The sequence below is a fragment of the Streptomyces sp. HB132 genome, assembly GCF_016909575.1.
Taxonomy (GTDB): domain Bacteria; phylum Actinomycetota; class Actinomycetes; order Streptomycetales; family Streptomycetaceae; genus Streptomyces.
Window position 1 is genome coordinate 474,226 of record NZ_JAFBGA010000003.1, and the last position, 16,420, is coordinate 490,645.

Sequence of the window (16,420 nt, forward strand, 5' to 3'; positions counted from 1 at the left end):
GTGAACGTAACAAGGATGAAAGACGACCGAAAGACCTTGCGGAAGATTTCTGCAAGCGCCGCTGATCGTTACATTGGCGTGTCCTCAAGGTTGCCGTCAAGCCTCTTGACGGAAGCCCTCGCACCCTGCCCGCACCTGGCCAGGCCCTCCATGGCGGCGGTACGACGATCGGACCGCACCGGTCCGACAGCGTCCGCAAGGTCTTGCAAGATGTTGCTGAGCGGCGGCGGCCGACCGGTCTCCGCGGGGGCGGACCGTCCGGATCCCGTGCACGGTGGGCAATCCGGTACGCGCCCGGTACAGTCCAGTGCCATGACCGCACGGCTTGCCGATATCGCAACTCAGGCGGGGGTCAGCGAAGCTACGGTCAGCCGTGTACTGAACGGCAAGCCCGGTGTCGCAGCGGCCACCCGCGAATCCGTCCTCGCGGCGCTCGACGTCCTCGGCTACGAACGCCCCGTCCGGCTGCGCCGGCGCAGTGCGGGCCTCGTCGGCCTGATCACGCCCGAGCTGGAGAACCCGATCTTCCCCGCGCTGGCCCAGGTCATCGGCCAGGCGCTCACCCGGCAGGGCTACACGCCCGTGCTGGCGACGCAGACGCCCGGCGGCTCCACCGAGGACGAGCTGACCGAGATGCTCGTCGACCGCGGGGTCTCGGGGATCATCTTCGTCTCGGGGCTGCACGCCGACACCTCCGCCGACATGCAGCGCTACGAGCAACTGCGTGCCCAGGGTGTTCCATTCGTCCTGGTCAACGGCTTCTCCCCCAAGGTGCAGGCCCCGTTCATCTCCCCCGACGACCGGGCGGCGATGCGGCTCGCGGTGACCCACCTGGTGGCACTGGGGCATCAGCGCATCGGACTGGCGGTCGGTCCCAAGCGTTTCGTCCCGGTGCTCCGCAAGATAGAGGGGTTCCACGCCACCATGCGGGAACAGCTGGGCCTCACCGCCGACGCGGTGGAGGAACTGGTCCAGCACTCCCTGTACACGCTGGAGGGTGGCCAGGCGGCCGCCTCGGCTCTGATGGAACGCGGCTGCACCGCGGTGGTGTGCGCGAGCGACATGATGGCGCTCGGCGCGATCCGGGCGGCCCGCAGGCTGTCGATGGAGGTGCCGCGCGACCTCTCGGTGGTGGGCTACGACGACTCGCCCCTCATAGCGTTCACCGATCCGCCGCTGACCACGATCCGGCAGCCGGTGACGGCGATGGGCCAGGCCGCGGTGCGCACGCTGCTGGAGGAGATCGGCGGCACGCCCGCTCCGCACAGCGAGTTCGTGTTCATGCCCGAGCTGGTCGTACGCGGTTCAACCGCCTCGGGCCCGTCCCCGGCGGCCCGGACGCCTCGGTGAGCCACTGGACGTGCGACCCGAACCCGATCGGAGGATCATCGGGCAGAGGGGGACGTATCTGGCAGACTCTGCGCCTATGGGTGAATCGCACGTGACCACGCAGGAAGACCGCACGGCGGCCACCCCGTCACCCGTCGCGGGCGGGACGGCGGTGTCCGGCTCGACGAGGGCGATCACCGTGTCACGCATGAGCACCCGTCTCTCGCTCCGCTCCCTGCGCTCCCCGCGCCGCCCGCGGCTGTGGTTCGAGATCCTGCTCATCGCGGTCAGTTACTGGCTCTACTCGCTGGTGCGCAACGCCGTTCCCGAGCAGAAGGCCGCGGCCCTGCGGAACGCCGACTGGATCTGGTCCCTCGAGCACACCATGGGCCTCGCCTTCGAGGAGGCGGTCAACCGGGCCGTCAATTCGGTGACATGGCTGATCGTGTCGATGAACTACTACTACGCGACACTGCACTTCATCGTGACCATCGGCGTGCTGATCTGGCTGTTCCGCCGTCATCCGGGCCGCTACGCGGCCGCCCGCCTGGCCCTCTTCGCCACCACGGCGGTGGCTCTGCTCGGTTATTACGTCTTCCCGCTGGCACCGCCCCGGCTGATGAACGGCAGCGGCTTCATCGACACGGTGTTGCTGCACCAGACGTGGGGCTCGATGGCCTCGGGCAACTTCAAGCACATGTCGAACCAGTACGCGGCGATGCCGTCCATGCACATCGGCTGGTCCCTGTGGTGCGGTCTGACCATCTGCGCCCTGGCCTCCGCCCCCTGGGCCCGGATCCTCGGCGCGCTGTACCCGGTGGCGACCCTGATCGTGATCGTGGCGACGGCCAACCACTTCTGGCTGGACGCGGTGGGCGGGATGGCCTGCCTCGCCTTCGGGGTGTCGGTCTCCTACGCCTGGTACGGAGCGCTGCCGCACCGCCTGGCGAAGCGGGTCCAGCATCCCGGCGCGGGCCGCCCGCGCGTACTGCGCCTGCGCCGTACGACGGCACCGGAGCCGGGTGCAGAGCCCGGCGCGCCCGCGGGAGCCGTCGCACCGGACGTCCGGGAACCGAGCCCCCCGGGCCGCTGAGACCGCCGGAGCACCCCCGCGGTCTCAGCCCGCGGCGCCGTAGAACCGCTCCTCCACCACCGCCCGGGCCCGCCGGGTGATCCTCCGGTAGTCCTCCAGCATGTCCCCGACGTGCCCCGGCTCGTAGCCCAGGTAGCGCCCCACCGCCGTCAGCTCGCGCGGGTTCGAGGGAAACGTGTCGCCCGGCCGCCCCCGCACCAGCATCACCGCGTTGCGCACCCGCGAGGCCAGCACCCACGCCTCGTCCAGCGTCTGGGCCTCCTCCGCCGGGATCAGGTCCGCGGCGCACGCCGCTGCCAGTGCCTGCCGCGTACGGGTGGTGCGCAGCCCTGGTTCGGCCCAGCCGTGCTGCATCTGCATCAGCTGGACCGTCCACTCGACGTCGCTCAGTCCGCCGCGCCCCAGCTTGGTGTGGAGCGTGGGGTCGGCGCCGCGCGGCATGCGTTCGGACTCCATCCGCGCCTTGAGCCGGCGGATCTCGCGGACCGCGTCGTCGCCCAGCCCCTCCACCGGGTAGCGCAGCGGGTCGACGAGCTCGACGAAGGCGCGGCCCACCTCCGGGTCGCCCGCCATGGGCTCGGCGCGCAGGAGCGCCTGGCTCTCCCAGACCAGCGACCAGCGCCGGTAGTAGACCTCGTACGACTTCAGGGTGCGCGCGAGCGGACCGGTCCTGCCCTCCGGCCGCAGGTCGGCGTCGATGAGGAGTGGCGGGTCGGCCGTCGGCAGCTCCAGCAGCCTGCGCATCTCCGTGACGACGGTGTTGGCGGCCCGGGCCGCCTCCTCGTCGCTGACCCCTTCCCGGGGCTGGTGGACGAACAGGACGTCCGCGTCCGATCCGTAGCCCAGCTCGTGCCCGCCGAAGCGGCCCATACCGATGACGGCGAACCGGGTCGGCAGGGTGTCACCCCAGCGCTCGCGCACGGCGGCGCGCAGGGCCCCGGAGAGCGTGGCCGCGTTCAGGTCGGTGACCGCGGACCCGACCCGGTCGGCGAGCGCCCCCGGGTCCGTCTCCGCCGGGCGGTCCTCGGTGCCGTACGAGCCGATGAGGTCCGCCGCCGTCGTACGGAACAGCTCCCGCCGCCGTACCCCGCGTGCCACCGCGACAGCGGCTTCGGCCCCGGGCGCACGGCCCACCGCGGCCAGTACCTCCTGCTCGAGGTGGTCCCGGCTGCGCGGCTTCAGCCCTTCCGGGGCGCCGAGGATGGCGACGGCCTCCGGGGCACGCATCAGCAGGTCGGGGGCGAGGCGGCCGGCCGACAGGACCCGGGCGAGGTTCTCGGCCGCGGCACCCTCGTCACGCAGGAGCCGCAGGTACCACGGGGTCTTGCCCAGGGCGTCGGACACCTGGCGGAAGCCGAGGAGGCCCGCGTCCGGGTCGGCGGAGTCCGCGAACCAGCCGAGCAGCACCGGCAGCAGCGTGCGCTGGATCGCCGCCTTGCGGGAGACACCTGACGACAGGGCCTCCAGATGACGGAGCGCGGCCGTGGGATCGGCGTAGCCGAGGGCCTCCAGCCGGACGACGGCGGCCCTGGCGCTGAGCCTGCTCTCACCGGGTGCGAGCTGGGCGACGGCGTCCAGGAGCGGCCGGTAGAAGAGCTTCTCGTGCAGCCTGCGCACGACGGAGGCGTGCCGTCGCCACGCCCTGTTGAGGTCGGCGACGGGTTCGGTGCGCAGTCCGAGTGAGCGTCCGAGCCTGCGCAGGTCGGACTCGTCCTCGGGGACCAGGTGGGTGCGGCGCAGCCGGTAGAGCTGGATGCGGTGCTCCATGGCGCGCAGGAAGCGGTAGGCCTCGTCCAGTTGCGCGGCGTCCGCCCTCCCGACGTATCCGCCGTCGGCAAGGGCCGTCAGGGCCTCCAGCGTGGAGCCGGAGTGCAGGGTGCTGTCGCTGCGGCCGTGGACGAGCTGGAGCAGCTGGACGGCGAATTCGACGTCCCGGAGCCCGCCCGGGCCGAGCTTGAGTTCCCGGTCGACACGGTCGACGGGGATGTTGTCGACGACGCGGCGGCGCATCTTCTGTACGTCGCCGACGAAGTTCTCCCGGTCGGCGGCCTGCCACACCAGCGGCGACACGGCCCTGACGTACTCCGCGCCCAGCTCGGGGTCCCCGGCGACCGGCCGGGCCTTGAGCAGGGCCTGGAACTCCCAGGTCTTGGCCCAGCGCTGGTAGTAGGCGAGGTGCGAGCTCAGGGTGCGGACCAGCGGCCCGTTGCGTCCCTCGGGCCGGAGGTTGGCGTCGACGGGCCAGATGGTGCCCTCGACGGTGGTGTCGGAGCAGATCCGCATCAGGTGGGCGGCGAGGCGGGTGGCGGCCTGCATGGCGCCGTTCTCCTCCGCGCCGGCGACGGGCTCGCCCACGAAGATCACGTCGACGTCGGACACGTAGTTCAGCTCGTGCCCGCCGCATTTGCCCATCGCGATGACGGCGAGGCGGCACTGGGCGGCGTCCGACGGTGCGGCGGCGAGTGCGATGGCGAGCGCCGCACGCAGGGTGGCCGTCGCGAGGTCGGCGAGCTCGGCGGCGACCTGGGCGACGTCCGTCGTCCCGCACACGTCACGGGCCGCGATCGAGAGCAGCGACCGGCGGTAGGCGACCCGCAGCGCGTCCGGATCCGAGGCGTCCATGAGCATGAGTTCGAACTCGCGGACCCCGGGGTGCAGGTCGGTGGCCTCGTAGGTGACCAGCACCTGCCAGTCGCGCGGATGCCGTGCCAGATGGTCGCCGAGCGCCTCGGAAGCGCCCAGGGCCCCGAGGATCCGGTCCCGCAGGGGCTTGGCCGTGACGAGGGTGTCCAGCAGGATCTGCCGTTCCTCGGCCTCCTCGGCCTCGACGAGCCGTACGAGGCTGTGCAGGGCCAGATCGGGATCGGCGGTCGCCCCGAGGGCGTCGAAGAGGACGGGATCGGCCCGCACGGACGAGAGCTCGGGCAGGTCGAGCAGCCTCTCGGCGGCGGACGGATCGGTGAAACCGTGCCGCAGCAGTCGGGTGAACGTACTGCTCCTGCGTCCCGGCACCGTCGTCATCCGTGTTCTCCTGCCAGCCGACTCACATGTTCCGCCCTTCGAGCCTAGCCCCGCACCGATGAATCCGGAGCGCGGGCGGAGTCCGTACTTCCCGTGGACGATCGGAAGAAGGCCACGCAACGCTGCACCGCTATCGGAGGCCCCATGTCAGTCACACCGGAGAAGGACACCACCGCGCCTGAGACCGTGCTCGACCCGCACTACAGCAGCGAGGGCGCCACCGCCCGGCCCTGGGCGGAGGCGGTCGCGCTGCTGGAGGACGCCGAGCTGTACTGGCTGTCCACGGTCCGTCCGGACGGCCGCCCGCACGTCACCCCGCTGATCGGCCTCTGGTCGGACGGCGCGCTCCACTTCTGCACGGGCCCCTCGGAACGCAAGGCGCGCAATCTGGCGGCCAACCCGGAGGTCGTCCTGACCACGGGCGCCAACACGCTGCGCGAGGGTTTCGACGTGGTGGTCGAGGGCACGGCCGCCAGGGTGAAGGAGGAACAGCGGCTGATCGCGCTGGCCGAGGCCTGGGAGGCGAAGTACGGCGCCGAGTGGCACTTCGGCGTCACGGAAGGGATGTTCTCCAACGGCGCCGGAGGCCGTGCGGAGGTCTACGCGGTGCGCCCCCGCACGGCCTTCGGCTTCGCCAAGGGCGACCCGTACGGCCAGACGCGCTGGCGCTTCGGCTGAGCCGCGCCCGCGCCCCCGGCTACCGGGGCCGGGTCCCGACGACGACGGTGGCGTACAGCTCCTCGGAGACGACGACGCGCGCGGCCAGTCCGGTGCTCCCCACCGTCTCCCGGGCGCGCGCCGCCTGCCGTTCGCTCGTCTCGACCAGCAGACTGCCGCCCGGGGCCAGCCAGTCGGTGGCCTCCGCGACGACGCGCCGCAGCACGTCGAGCCCGTCGCCGCCTCCGTCGAGCGCGACACGCGGCTCGTGGACGCGCGCCTCGGCGGGCAGCAGCTCGACGTCGTCGGTGGGTACGTACGGCACGTTGGCGAGCAGGACGTCGACCCGGCCGCGCAGTGAACGGGGCAGGGGCTCGAAGAGGTCGCCCTCGTAGACCGTCCCCAGTCCGCCCACGTTGCGCCGGGCGCAGCGTACGGCGGCGGGTTCCACATCGGCGGCGTGCAGTTCGACCTCGCGCAGCGACGAGGCGAGTGCCCTGCCGAGCGCGCCGGTGCCGCAGCAGAGGTCGACGACGACCGCCCGGTCGGGTGCGAGCGAGGCGGCCTGCCGGACGAGGAACTCCGTACGCCGCCTGGGCACGAACACTCCGGGGTCCACGAGGATCCGCAGCCCGCAGAACTCGGCCCAGCCGATCACGTGTTCGAGCGGCAGGCCGGATACGCGGCGTTCCAGCAGTGCGGCGAGTTCGGCGGGGCCGGCCGCCGCTGAGAGAAGGAGTTCGGCCTCGTCCTCGGCGAAGACACAGCCGGCGGAGCGGAGCGTGGTGACGAGCGTGGAGAAGGTGAGCTGCGAAGCGAATTCCTGCATGGGGCGGAGCCTTTCGGGATGACCGATGGGCGCTCCGCGATCGCTCAGGCCCGGTCGGCCACACGACGGCGGGGGGTGAGCGCCCAGCCTGCTGAAGCGGTAATGGGTCTCACCTCCTTGGTCGGTCCCGGTCGCGGGAGCGGCCACACTACCCGACCGGTGCCGGATACGACGGCGCCCCGCACCGGGGCCTTGGGTGGGCGCGGGGCGGCCGGGCGACGGCCGGCTCAGATCACGACGCGGTAGTGGGTGGTCAGCCGGCCGTCGTCATCCAGGACGTGGAAGGCGAGGCCGGGAGGCTGATCGCGGTCGGCGGCGATGTCGCCCTCCCAGGGCATCCGCAGCGTCCAGGTGATGGCGGGTCCCACGATCAGGGGGCGTCCCGCGAAGGTGGAGACGGCCGCGGTGTGGGCGTGCCCCGTGAGGACGGCGGCCACCCGCGGATGCGCGTCGAGCAACGCGGCCAGGTCACCGGGGCGTTGGAGCATGTCGGAGTCGGGCAGCGGGTGGTGGAGCGCGACGGGCGGCTGGTGGAAGGCGATCAGGGCCCGTGTGTCCTGCGGCAGTTCGCCGAGCGTCGCAGCGGTCAGGTCGGTGTGTCCGGTCACGGCCAGTGTGGTCATGTGCCGTTCCTCCTCGTCTCGGCAAACGGGGCCGCGGGCCGCTCTTCGCGCCCACGGTGTACGGAGACGGCTGCCCCGGTCGCACCCTCGCACGCTCCGCACACGTATCGGTGCCGCCCCGGCCGCGTGGGCGCGTTGTGTGCGATCGCCGCCCGCCATGGACCACTTCCACTGCCCACCCTGGGAGTGTACGTTCGTACATGATCAGCCCGGGTTGCCGTCCGCCCCGCCGTGTTCTCGTGAAAGTCGTGCCTGATGGACCTGGCCACCCGCCGCCGCCGAACGGCGCTCTTCCTCTTCTTCCTCATGCCCGGCTTGTCGATCTCCTCCTGGGTGACGCGGACGCCCGACATCAGGGATCAACTGGGCGCTTCCACGGCTGAGATGGGGCTCGTCCTGTTCGGCCTGTCCGTCGGCTCCATGCTCGGCATCCTCAGTTCCGGGGCCCTGGTGGCACGGTTCGGCACGAGGCCGGTCATGGGCGTCGGCACGGTGCTGATCATCGTCAGCATGGCGGTCATGGGAAGCGGGGCCGCGCTCTCCTCCACCCCCGCCGTCACTGTCGGCCTGTTCCTCTTCGGTGCCGGGATGGGGGGCGGCGAGGTCGCGGTCAACATCGACGGCGCCGAGGTCGAGCGGATCACCGGCCGGACGGTGCTGCCCACCCTGCACGGCTTCTTCAGCCTCGGCACGGTCGTCGGTGCCGTGGTCGGCATCGTGTGCACCGCCGTCGAGTTCCCGGTGCAGTGGCACCTGGGTGGCGTGGCCGTCATCGCGGCGGGGATGTTCGTGTACGCCTTCCGCGCCATACCCGGCTCGGTCGGCAGGACGAGGGGGCCGCGGACCGCCGACCAGGGCACGACGCCGGCCCGGGCCGCGGTGTGGAAGGACAGGCGGCTGCTGCTGATCGGCGGGATCATCCTCGCCATGGCCCTGGCGGAGGGCGCCGCCAACGACTGGCTGCCGCTGCTCATGGTCGACGGCCACGGCGTGGACCCCGCCCTGGGATCGGCCGTCTACGCGGGTTTCGCCGCCGCCATGACGCTCGGCCGCTTCGGCGGCGGCTTCTTCATCGACCGCTTCGGCCGGGCCCCCGTCGTCCGGGCCAGCGCGCTGTCCGCGGCTCTCGGGCTCACGCTCGTCATCTTCGCCGACTCCCCCGTACTCGCGGGCGCCGCGGTGCTGTTCTGGGGGCTGGGGGCCTCACTCGGCTTCCCCGTCGCGCTGTCGGCGGCCGGCGACTCGGGCCCCGACCCGGCGGCCCGCGTGAGCCTGGTGGCGATGATCGGCTACATCGCCTTCCTCGTGGGACCGCCCGGTCTCGGCTTCCTCGGCGACCACTACGGGCTGCGCTCCGCCATGATCGTCGTCCTCGCCTTCGTCGCCGTGGCGGTCTTCCTCGCACCGGCCATCGGCACCCGGCGCACCACGGAGCCGGAGGCGGACACCACGCGGGCAACCGCCTCCGATCCGGCCCTGGAAGACCCGGAGACGGCCCGGCGCGACTGACACGGCTTCGGGCCGACGGTTTCCGGACGAGACGAACTCGCGCTGGGTGCATTCGGGTGTGCGACGGCGCACCGTCTGTCACACTTCTGGCCATACGTCGTACACGGGAGGGCTCGTTGAGCTCTGCTTCTTCGTCGGGGGAACTGTATGGACATCGAACTGGCCGAATTGCTCGCGTCGTTGCGCTCCGAGATCAGTCAGGCGCGGCTCGATGCCGCCGGGAAGGACGTGCGGTTCCGGATCAACTCCATCGACCTGGAGCTCCAGGTCGCGGTGGAGAAGTCGGCCGAGGCCAAGGCAGGGGTGCGCTTCTGGGTGGTCTCGCTGGGCGGTGGGGGCAGCGCCAAATCGGCGCAGACGCATACGATCAAACTGAGCCTGGACGCCGAAACGGGCGACGGTGAACCCGTGTTGACCGGTGACGACGTCTCGGACCTGCTTTCTGCGGGCTGACCGACGGATGAGGTCGTTCGACAAGGCGCGCGTGGCCGAGGTGGTCGTCCGGCACGCGGACCGCACCGAATACGGATCCGGCTACCGGATCAGCTCCGCCCTGATCCTCACCGTGGGGCATCTCCTCGGGCTCACTGAAGACACCCCCGCCTGCACCGTTCTGCTCGGCGGCAGCGACACCCAGCATCCCGCCTCACCGGTGTGGCGAGCCACCGGGCGGGATCTCGCGCTGCTGCGGCTGAACTCCCCGACGGAGACGGGCGAGGCCACCGACGGGAACCCGACGGTCGTGCCACCGGTCGCCCTGGGTCGCCTGCCGGACGGTACGGGCAGCGTGTTGTTCACCGGGATCGGGTTTCCGGGATATGCGCAGCGCACCGGGTCGGACCTGGTACGAGGGCTCCGTCGACGGGACAGCAGGCAGGTCAGCGGGTTCGTACAACTCGGCTCCAACATGAAGTCCGGTTTCCTGGACCTGAGTTTCACCACGGCACCGCCCGCGAACAGAGGTCCTGACGGAAAGGATCCCTGGCTGGGGATCTCCGGCACGGCACTCTTCACCCAGGACGGCGCTCTACTGATCGGAGTGCAGTCACAGCGGCTACCCGCAGCGGGCACCGGCAGTGCCGAGGCCGAACCGATAACCGCCGCGCTGGAGGACCCGGAGTTCAGGGACCGTCTCGCACTCGACGGCATACGGCCGGAGGCGATGGCGGTCGACCTTCCCGGAAGCGACCGGAGTGGAACGCTGCCGGCGGTGATCCCGCAACAGGAGCTCATCGAGGGGTTCGGGGACTTCAAGAAGAACCTGACGCCCGAACATCTGCCCTTCGTCTCCCCCGGCAGCAAGCACGACGCCGACCCGCAGGAGCTGTTCAAGCGCCTGGTCACTTCCGCCGACCGGGGTGTCCTGCTGGTGGGTGCGGCGGGCACCGGCAAGACGCGCACCGGCTTGGAGGTCGGGCGGTGGGCGTTGCAGGCGGGCTGGCGGGTGCTTCACGTTCTGCCCGGCGAGAATCCGGCGCTCAATGACCAGGTTGCCGAACAGGTGCTCGCGGAGCCCAGCCCCGTGCTCGTAGTGATCGACTACCTCAACGAGGCACAGCTCGATCTCCCGGCATTGCGGCACCGCCTCATCCCCGCCGCCCACCGCAAGCACATTCCCATGGCCCTGCTCGCCTCAGTGCGTCCCGGATGGCTGCAGAAGGCGGACCGTGCACTGCTGCACGAGTTGTTCGACGAGGTGGAGCTGCGGCAGGACGACGACTTCCAGCGGCAGGTGATCGGCAACGCGCTGGCCAGGCTGGCGCCCAAGGCGCTCGGCCTGTACCACGAGGACCGCATGATGGCGATCTGCGGGAACAGACCCATCGTCGCTCTGCTCGTCGCGCGCGAGATCGAGCGTCGGGTCGAAGCCGGACTTTCCGTGCCGCTCACAGCCGGGCTCCGGTCCAGCGGGGAGCTGCCCGGATGGCTGGAGCGGCGGCTCAACGAAGACGGTCTGACCGTTCCCGGCCGGACGGACACCTTCACGCCCGCTCACGCATCGTACGGCCTGGTGGCCGCGGCAGCCGCCGCAGCAGCCTGCCCACAGCCGCGCGCACAGGTGACGTCGGCCGCCCACGCCACCCTCGCTCAGGCGTCCGGCGAGGTACCGGACGCCGAGGACATCGTCGCGACGCTCGTCTCTCTCGGCTGGCTGGAGCCGGAGAACGACATGCTGTCGGTCGCTCACGACGTGGTGGCCGACCAACTCATAGAGACCGTCGTCCTGCCCGAGCGCAGCGGCACCCCGGACGGGACCCGCACCCGTGCCCTGCTGGCCGGCTGCCTCACCAGCCCGCGCACCATCGGCCGCTACGCCGCCAACATCGGCCGTCTCGTCAACGATCTCTCGCTCGGCGACCGCGCGGATCTGGTGTCCCCCGTGCTCGACGAGTGGTTCACGGACAACGCAGCGCCCATCGGCAGGGTCATGCGTCAGGATGCGGATGTGGGCAGTTACGCCCTCGGCGCGGTCTGCTCCGGGCCCCCCTGGTACGCCGTCGCCGTCCGCTGCTGGGAAGAGATCGTCAGTCCCTGGCTCACGGAGTTCGGCGCCGGTGCCAACGCTCGCCACCTCCTCTACCGCGGCCTGCGCTATCTGCCCCCGGACGGAGCCCTGCTGCTCGTCCCGACGGCTCTCGACTGGCTCAGGACCCACATTCGCAGACGGGACACCAGTTACGTTCTCAGTTCCCTGCTCTACCGGACGGACCTGCCCCCACACGCTCTGGGACAGACCGTCAGCAGCACTCTCCGCTGGCTGGAGCGTCACGTCACCATCGCCCACGCCGACTTCGTCCTGCGCTCGTTGCTTTCCCGTGGTGACCTCAGCCCGGATGAGGTACGGCAGGCGGTCTCCTTCAGGCTCACCTGGCTGGGACGGTACGCCACGAGCGACGAGGCCGACTTCGCCCTGCGCTCACTGTTCTCCCGCGGCGACCTCAGCCCGGACGAGATGCGCCAGGCGGTCTCCTCGGCACTGACCTGGCTGGGAGATCGTGCCACCGCCGTAAGGGCCCGATTCGTCCTCGCACCGCTCCTTTCCCGTCGTGACCTCACTCCGGAAGAGACACAGCAGGCGGTTTTCTCGGGGTTGGAGTGGCTGGCACGCCACTCCACGAGCGCCGAGGCCCGCTTCGTCCTGCGCTCCGTGCTGTACCGCCGTGACCTCGGCCCGGATGAGGTAAGGCGTGCGGTCTCCTCGGCACTCACCTGGCTCGGACAGCACGACACCGCCACCGAGGCCGGCTTCGTCCTGGACCGCCTACTGTCACATGACGGCCTCGGGCCGGATGAGGTACGGCAGGTCGTCTGCTCCGCACTGACCTGGCTCGGACAGCACGCCGCCACAGCTGCGGCTCGCTACGTCCTGGCGCCGCTGCTTCCTCGAGCGGGGCTCGGCCCCGACGATGCGCGGCAGGTGGTCTCCTCCGCGCTGACCTGGCTGGGACGTCACGTCACAGCCCGCAACTCCCATGTGGTCCTGGCGCCGCTGCTCGCCCGCACCGACCTCACTCCGGAAGAGGCCCGACAGGCGGCTTCGTTGGCCTCGACACGATGATGCGGTCGCCGGATCGGCCTGGGGCCGGAACGCTGCTCGCACACGTCGAGGCCGACATGTCCCCCGGCCAGTACGTCGCGAAGCCGCCGGTGCGAGACGCACGGACCACAGACGGCCCGGCCCTCCTGACACAGCTTCGGGCCGACGGGATCACCCCGTCGGTCCGAAGTCGTGCGCCTGCGCCCCGCGGGCGCTGACCTGCTCCTACAGCACCGGCAGCAGGTGCTTCAGCTCGAAGGCCGAGACCTCGCTGCGGTACTCCTCCCACTCCTGCTTCTTGTTGCGCAGGAAGAAGTCGAAGACGTGCTCGCCCAGTGTCTCGGCGACCAGTTCGCTCTTCTCCATCAGCGCGATCGCCTCGCCCAGGTTCTGCGGCAGCGGCTCGATGCCCATCGCGCGGCGTTCCGAGTCGGAGAGGGCCCAGACGTCGTCGTCGGCGCCGGCCGGGAGCTCGTAGCCCTCCTCGATCCCCTTGAGTCCGGCTGCGAGCAGCACCGCGTACGTCAGGTAGGGGTTGGCGCCGGAGTCGATGGAGCGGACCTCGACGCGGGCCGAGCCGGTCTTGCCGGGCTTGTACATCGGGACCCGGATCAGCGCGGAGCGGTTGTTGTGACCCCAGCAGATGTACGAGGGGGCCTCGCCGCCGGCGCCCGCGGAGCGGCTGGAGCCGCCCCAGATGCGCTTGTAGGAGTTGACCCACTGGTTCGTGACGGCGGAGATCTCCGCGGCGTGCGTGAGCAGGCCCGCGATGAAGGACCGGCCGACCTTGGAGAGCTGGTACTCGGCGCCCGACTCGTAGAAGGCGTTGCGGTCGCCCTCGAAGAGCGAGAGGTGCGTGTGCATCCCGGAGCCCGGGTACTCCGAGAACGGCTTCGGCATGAAGGTCGCCTGCACGCCCTGCTCCAGCGCGACCTGCTTCATGACCAGGCGGAAGGTCATGATGTTGTCGGCGGTGGAGAGCGCGTCGGCGTACCGCAGGTCGATCTCCTGCTGGCCGGGGGCGCCCTCGTGGTGGCTGAACTCGACCGAGATGCCCATCGATTCGAGCATGGTGATCGCCTGACGGCGGAAGTCCATGCCGACGTTCTGCGGGGTGTGGTCGAAGTAGCCGGAGCTGTCGGCCGGGGTGGGACGGCTGCCGTCGACCGGCTTGTTCTTCAGCAGGAAGAACTCGATCTCCGGGTGGGTGTAGAAGGTGAACCCCAGGTCGGAGGTCTTCGCGAGGATGCGCTTGAGGACGAAGCGCGGGTCGGCGAAGGAGGGCGAGCCGTCCGGCATCAGGATGTCGCAGAACATTCGCGCCGTCCCGGGTGCCTCCGCGCGCCACGGAAGGATCTGGAACGTGCCGGGGTCCGGCTTCGCGATCATGTCCGATTCGTATACGCGGGCGAAGCCCTCGATCGCGGAGCCGTCGAAGCCGATGCCCTCGTCAAAGGCCTGCTCGAGCTCGGCCGGGGCCACGGCGACGGACTTGAGGTAACCGAGAACATCGGTGAACCACAGCCGTACGAAGCGGATGTCGCGCTCCTCAAGCGTCCTGAGGACGAATTCCTGCTGCTTGTCCATAGCCACATCCTTGCAGTTCAGACGGTCCGTGCACCACCGCCCGGGGTAGGGGAGACACCTCAGTATCACGACCCGGGATTTCACCCAGATTACGCACATGGTGTGAGAGAGAGCACGCGGCCACCCACTACGATCGGCGCCCATGGTGTGCAAGGGCCGCAGCCGGCCGGCAGGGGCCCTCCACCACCAGGTTCTCCCCGTCCCGCCCCGTCCTACCGACCCCCTGGCAGAAGGACCCGACGTCATGAGCTTCGACCGCGACACCCGTATGGAGCAGACGCACGGCACCGATCGTGCGCACGACGGCCGCAACCGGGTCGTCGGCATAGCTCTGAGCGCCGTGGTGGTCGCGGGGCTGCTGGGTTTCGGCTCGTACATGCTCCTGGAGAAGTCCGAGGCGAGGGAGAACAGCGGGGAGAGCCGGGCCCAGGACGACAAGCGGACCGGGACGACCGAGCGGGAGCGGAAGAAGCTCGCCGCGGAGCCGATCGCGGACGAGCGGACGTGGGACGCGACGACACTGACCCGCCACCACGTCACGACCGACGTGAAGTACCCCATGAAGCCGCCCGTCGGCGGCAACCACAACCCGGCCTGGCTGAACTGCGACGGCGTCGTATACGAAAAGGCCGTCCCGGACGTCAACGCCGTGCACGCCCTCGAGCACGGCGCGGTCTGGGTGACGCACAGCGGGAAGGCCTCGCGGGACGACGTCGACGTGCTCGCGTCGCGCGTGAGGAGCACCCCGTACTCCCTGATGTCCCCGTACGAGGGACAGTCCGGTGCGATCATGCTCAGCGCATGGGGGAAGCAGGTCACCGTGGACGGCGCGGACGACCCGCGGGTGGCCCGGTTCTTCGCGAGGTACGTCCAGGGGGCGCAGACACCCGAACCGGGCGCACCCTGCACCGGCGGGATCGACGGGTGACCTCGTCACGGATCCGGCGCACCCGGTGGGCCGCGGGCTCAGCCGTGGCCCTCGCCCTGCTGTTCGCCGGTGCGGCGACGGTCGCCTCGGCGCGCGGCGACGGCGCCGCGCGCGGTCCCCGTACGCCCTCGGCGCGGTCCGCGGACGCGGGGTTCGCGCGGGACATGGCCGTCCACCACCAGCAGGCCGTGGAGATGTCGTTCATCGTGCGGGACGTGACGCGGGACGAGGACGTACGGCGCCTCGCGTACGACATCGCCAACACCCAGGCCAATCAGCGGGGCATGCTGCTCGGCTGGCTGGATCTGTGGGAGCTGCCCAAGACCGCCCCCGAGGGCCAGGGGCCGATGTCCTGGATGCGGGGCGGCCACGGCGGCCACGGCGGCCACGACATGCGGAGCACCGAGGGGATGGATCACGACGGCGTCCTCATGCCCGGCATGGCGTCCAGGACCGAACTGAGGAAGCTCGGCGAGGCCCGGGGGAAGGATGCCGAGATCCTCTTCCTGCAGCTGATGAGCGACCACCACGAAGGCGGGATCGCGATGGCCCGCGGCTGCGCCGAGCAGTGCGCCGTACCCGTGGAGAAGCGTCTGGCCCAGGGCATGGTCGACGCCCAGCGGTCCGAGCTGGACCTGATGGCCGACATGCTCGCGGCGCGCGGGGCGACGCCCCGTCCCTGAGCGTGGAACCTGCCCGGCGTACGCCCGAACGGGTGACAGCATTCGCGTGCGCCGGGTGGGCCCCCGACGATGGAGGGGACTCGGGGCCGCACAGCAGTGCCCAACGGCACGCAGGAGGCAACCCATGACCACGGCCAGGGACATCATGCACACCGGGGCCCGGTGGATCCCCGCCCACGAGACGCTCGACCGCGCGGCGCAGATGATGCGGGAACACGAGGTGGGGGCGCTGCCCGTCTCCGCCGACGGTGAGCGGGACCGGATGGTCGGGATCATCACCGACCGGGACATCGTGATCAAGTGCGTGGCGTCGGGGCACGATCCGTCGAGGATGACGGCGGGCGAGCTCTGCGACGGCACCCCGCGCTGGATCGAGTCGACGGCCGACGTCGACGCGGTGCTGGAGGAGATGCAGAGCCACCGGATCCGCAGGCTTCCGGTGGTCGAGGACAAGAAGCTGATCGGCATGATCAGTGAGGCCGACCTGGCGCTCCACCTCTCGGACGAGCAGGTGGCCGGCTGGGCGGAGAAGGTCTACTCCCACGCCTGACTCCCCTGCAGGGCGCGCACGCACCCGCATCCTCCCGCTCCGCCACCGGTCCGGCGGCCGGCATCCCGCACAC

Annotated in this window: 12 protein-coding genes and 1 pseudogene; 9 read left to right on the top strand and 4 right to left on the bottom strand. The window is 70.8% G+C overall.

The window, feature by feature from the left end; genetic code table 11:
• Positions 1 to 312 precede the first annotated feature (312 nt).
• Both JOC24_RS09840 and JOC24_RS09845 read left to right on the top strand, forming a co-directional pair.
• Entirely contained in the window at positions 313 to 1,350 is a 1,038-nt protein-coding gene (locus tag JOC24_RS09840; protein ID WP_205019749.1) for a LacI family DNA-binding transcriptional regulator, read from the top strand.
• Between the two features lie 76 nt (positions 1,351 to 1,426).
• The gene (locus JOC24_RS09845) at positions 1,427 to 2,422 is read left to right on the top strand and encodes a phosphatase PAP2 family protein (protein WP_239580094.1); all 996 of its coding nucleotides are present in this window, start codon (positions 1,427 to 1,429) and stop codon (positions 2,420 to 2,422) included.
• A gap of 24 nt (positions 2,423 to 2,446) precedes the next feature.
• Here JOC24_RS09845 and JOC24_RS09850 read toward each other — a convergent pair whose 3' ends face one another.
• A complete protein-coding gene (locus tag JOC24_RS09850) occupies positions 2,447 to 5,443 on the bottom strand; it encodes a bifunctional [glutamine synthetase] adenylyltransferase/[glutamine synthetase]-adenylyl-L-tyrosine phosphorylase (protein WP_205019751.1) in 2,997 nt (998 codons plus the stop codon).
• A gap of 144 nt (positions 5,444 to 5,587) precedes the next feature.
• Between JOC24_RS09850 and JOC24_RS09855 the strand changes: the two genes are divergently transcribed.
• A complete protein-coding gene (locus tag JOC24_RS09855) occupies positions 5,588 to 6,121 on the top strand; it encodes a pyridoxamine 5'-phosphate oxidase family protein (RefSeq protein ID WP_205019752.1) in 534 nt (177 codons plus the stop codon).
• A 19-nt stretch (positions 6,122 to 6,140) separates the two neighbouring features.
• On the opposite strand, the gene JOC24_RS09860 is transcribed toward JOC24_RS09855, so the two are convergent.
• Entirely contained in the window at positions 6,141 to 6,929 is a 789-nt protein-coding gene (locus tag JOC24_RS09860) for a putative protein N(5)-glutamine methyltransferase (RefSeq protein ID WP_205019753.1), read from the bottom strand.
• 227 nt (positions 6,930 to 7,156) lie between these two features.
• Positions 7,157 to 7,507 (bottom strand): annotated as a pseudogene (locus JOC24_RS09865) (phosphodiesterase); the annotation flags it as partial.
• Between the two features lie 300 nt (positions 7,508 to 7,807).
• Here JOC24_RS09865 and JOC24_RS09870 point away from each other — a divergent pair.
• From JOC24_RS09870 to JOC24_RS09880, 3 genes are all read left to right on the top strand, one after another.
• The gene (locus JOC24_RS09870; RefSeq protein WP_205019754.1) at positions 7,808 to 9,061 is read left to right on the top strand and encodes an MFS transporter; all 1,254 of its coding nucleotides are present in this window, start codon (positions 7,808 to 7,810) and stop codon (positions 9,059 to 9,061) included.
• Positions 9,062 to 9,208: 147 nt separating this feature from the next.
• Complete coding sequence (locus JOC24_RS09875; RefSeq protein ID WP_205019755.1) at positions 9,209 to 9,514, top strand: trypco2 family protein; 306 nt, start codon at positions 9,209 to 9,211, stop codon at positions 9,512 to 9,514.
• A 7-nt stretch (positions 9,515 to 9,521) separates the two neighbouring features.
• Positions 9,522 to 12,620 (top strand): trypsin-like peptidase domain-containing protein, encoded by a 3,099-nt coding sequence (locus tag JOC24_RS09880; protein ID WP_205019756.1) that lies wholly within the window; start codon positions 9,522 to 9,524, stop codon positions 12,618 to 12,620.
• Between the two features lie 204 nt (positions 12,621 to 12,824).
• Here JOC24_RS09880 and glnA read toward each other — a convergent pair whose 3' ends face one another.
• The gene (glnA, locus tag JOC24_RS09885) at positions 12,825 to 14,186 is read right to left on the bottom strand and encodes a type I glutamate--ammonia ligase (RefSeq protein WP_205019757.1); all 1,362 of its coding nucleotides are present in this window, start codon (positions 14,184 to 14,186) and stop codon (positions 12,825 to 12,827) included.
• A 244-nt stretch (positions 14,187 to 14,430) separates the two neighbouring features.
• Here glnA and JOC24_RS09890 point away from each other — a divergent pair, with 244 nt between their 5' ends.
• The 3 genes from JOC24_RS09890 to JOC24_RS09900 all read left to right on the top strand — a co-directional run bounded on the left by JOC24_RS09890 (position 14,431) and on the right by JOC24_RS09900 (position 16,347).
• Positions 14,431 to 15,114: a DUF3105 domain-containing protein gene (locus JOC24_RS09890; RefSeq protein WP_205019758.1), complete on the top strand. Its 684-nt coding sequence runs from the start codon at positions 14,431 to 14,433 to the stop codon at positions 15,112 to 15,114.
• A complete protein-coding gene (locus JOC24_RS09895) occupies positions 15,111 to 15,797 on the top strand; it encodes a DUF305 domain-containing protein (protein ID WP_205019759.1) in 687 nt (228 codons plus the stop codon). The genes JOC24_RS09890 and JOC24_RS09895 overlap by 4 nt, the downstream gene beginning before the upstream one ends.
• 124 nt (positions 15,798 to 15,921) lie before the next feature.
• Positions 15,922 to 16,347 (top strand): CBS domain-containing protein, encoded by a 426-nt coding sequence (locus tag JOC24_RS09900; RefSeq protein WP_205019760.1) that lies wholly within the window; start codon positions 15,922 to 15,924, stop codon positions 16,345 to 16,347.
• The last annotated feature ends 73 nt before the right edge of the window (positions 16,348 to 16,420 follow it).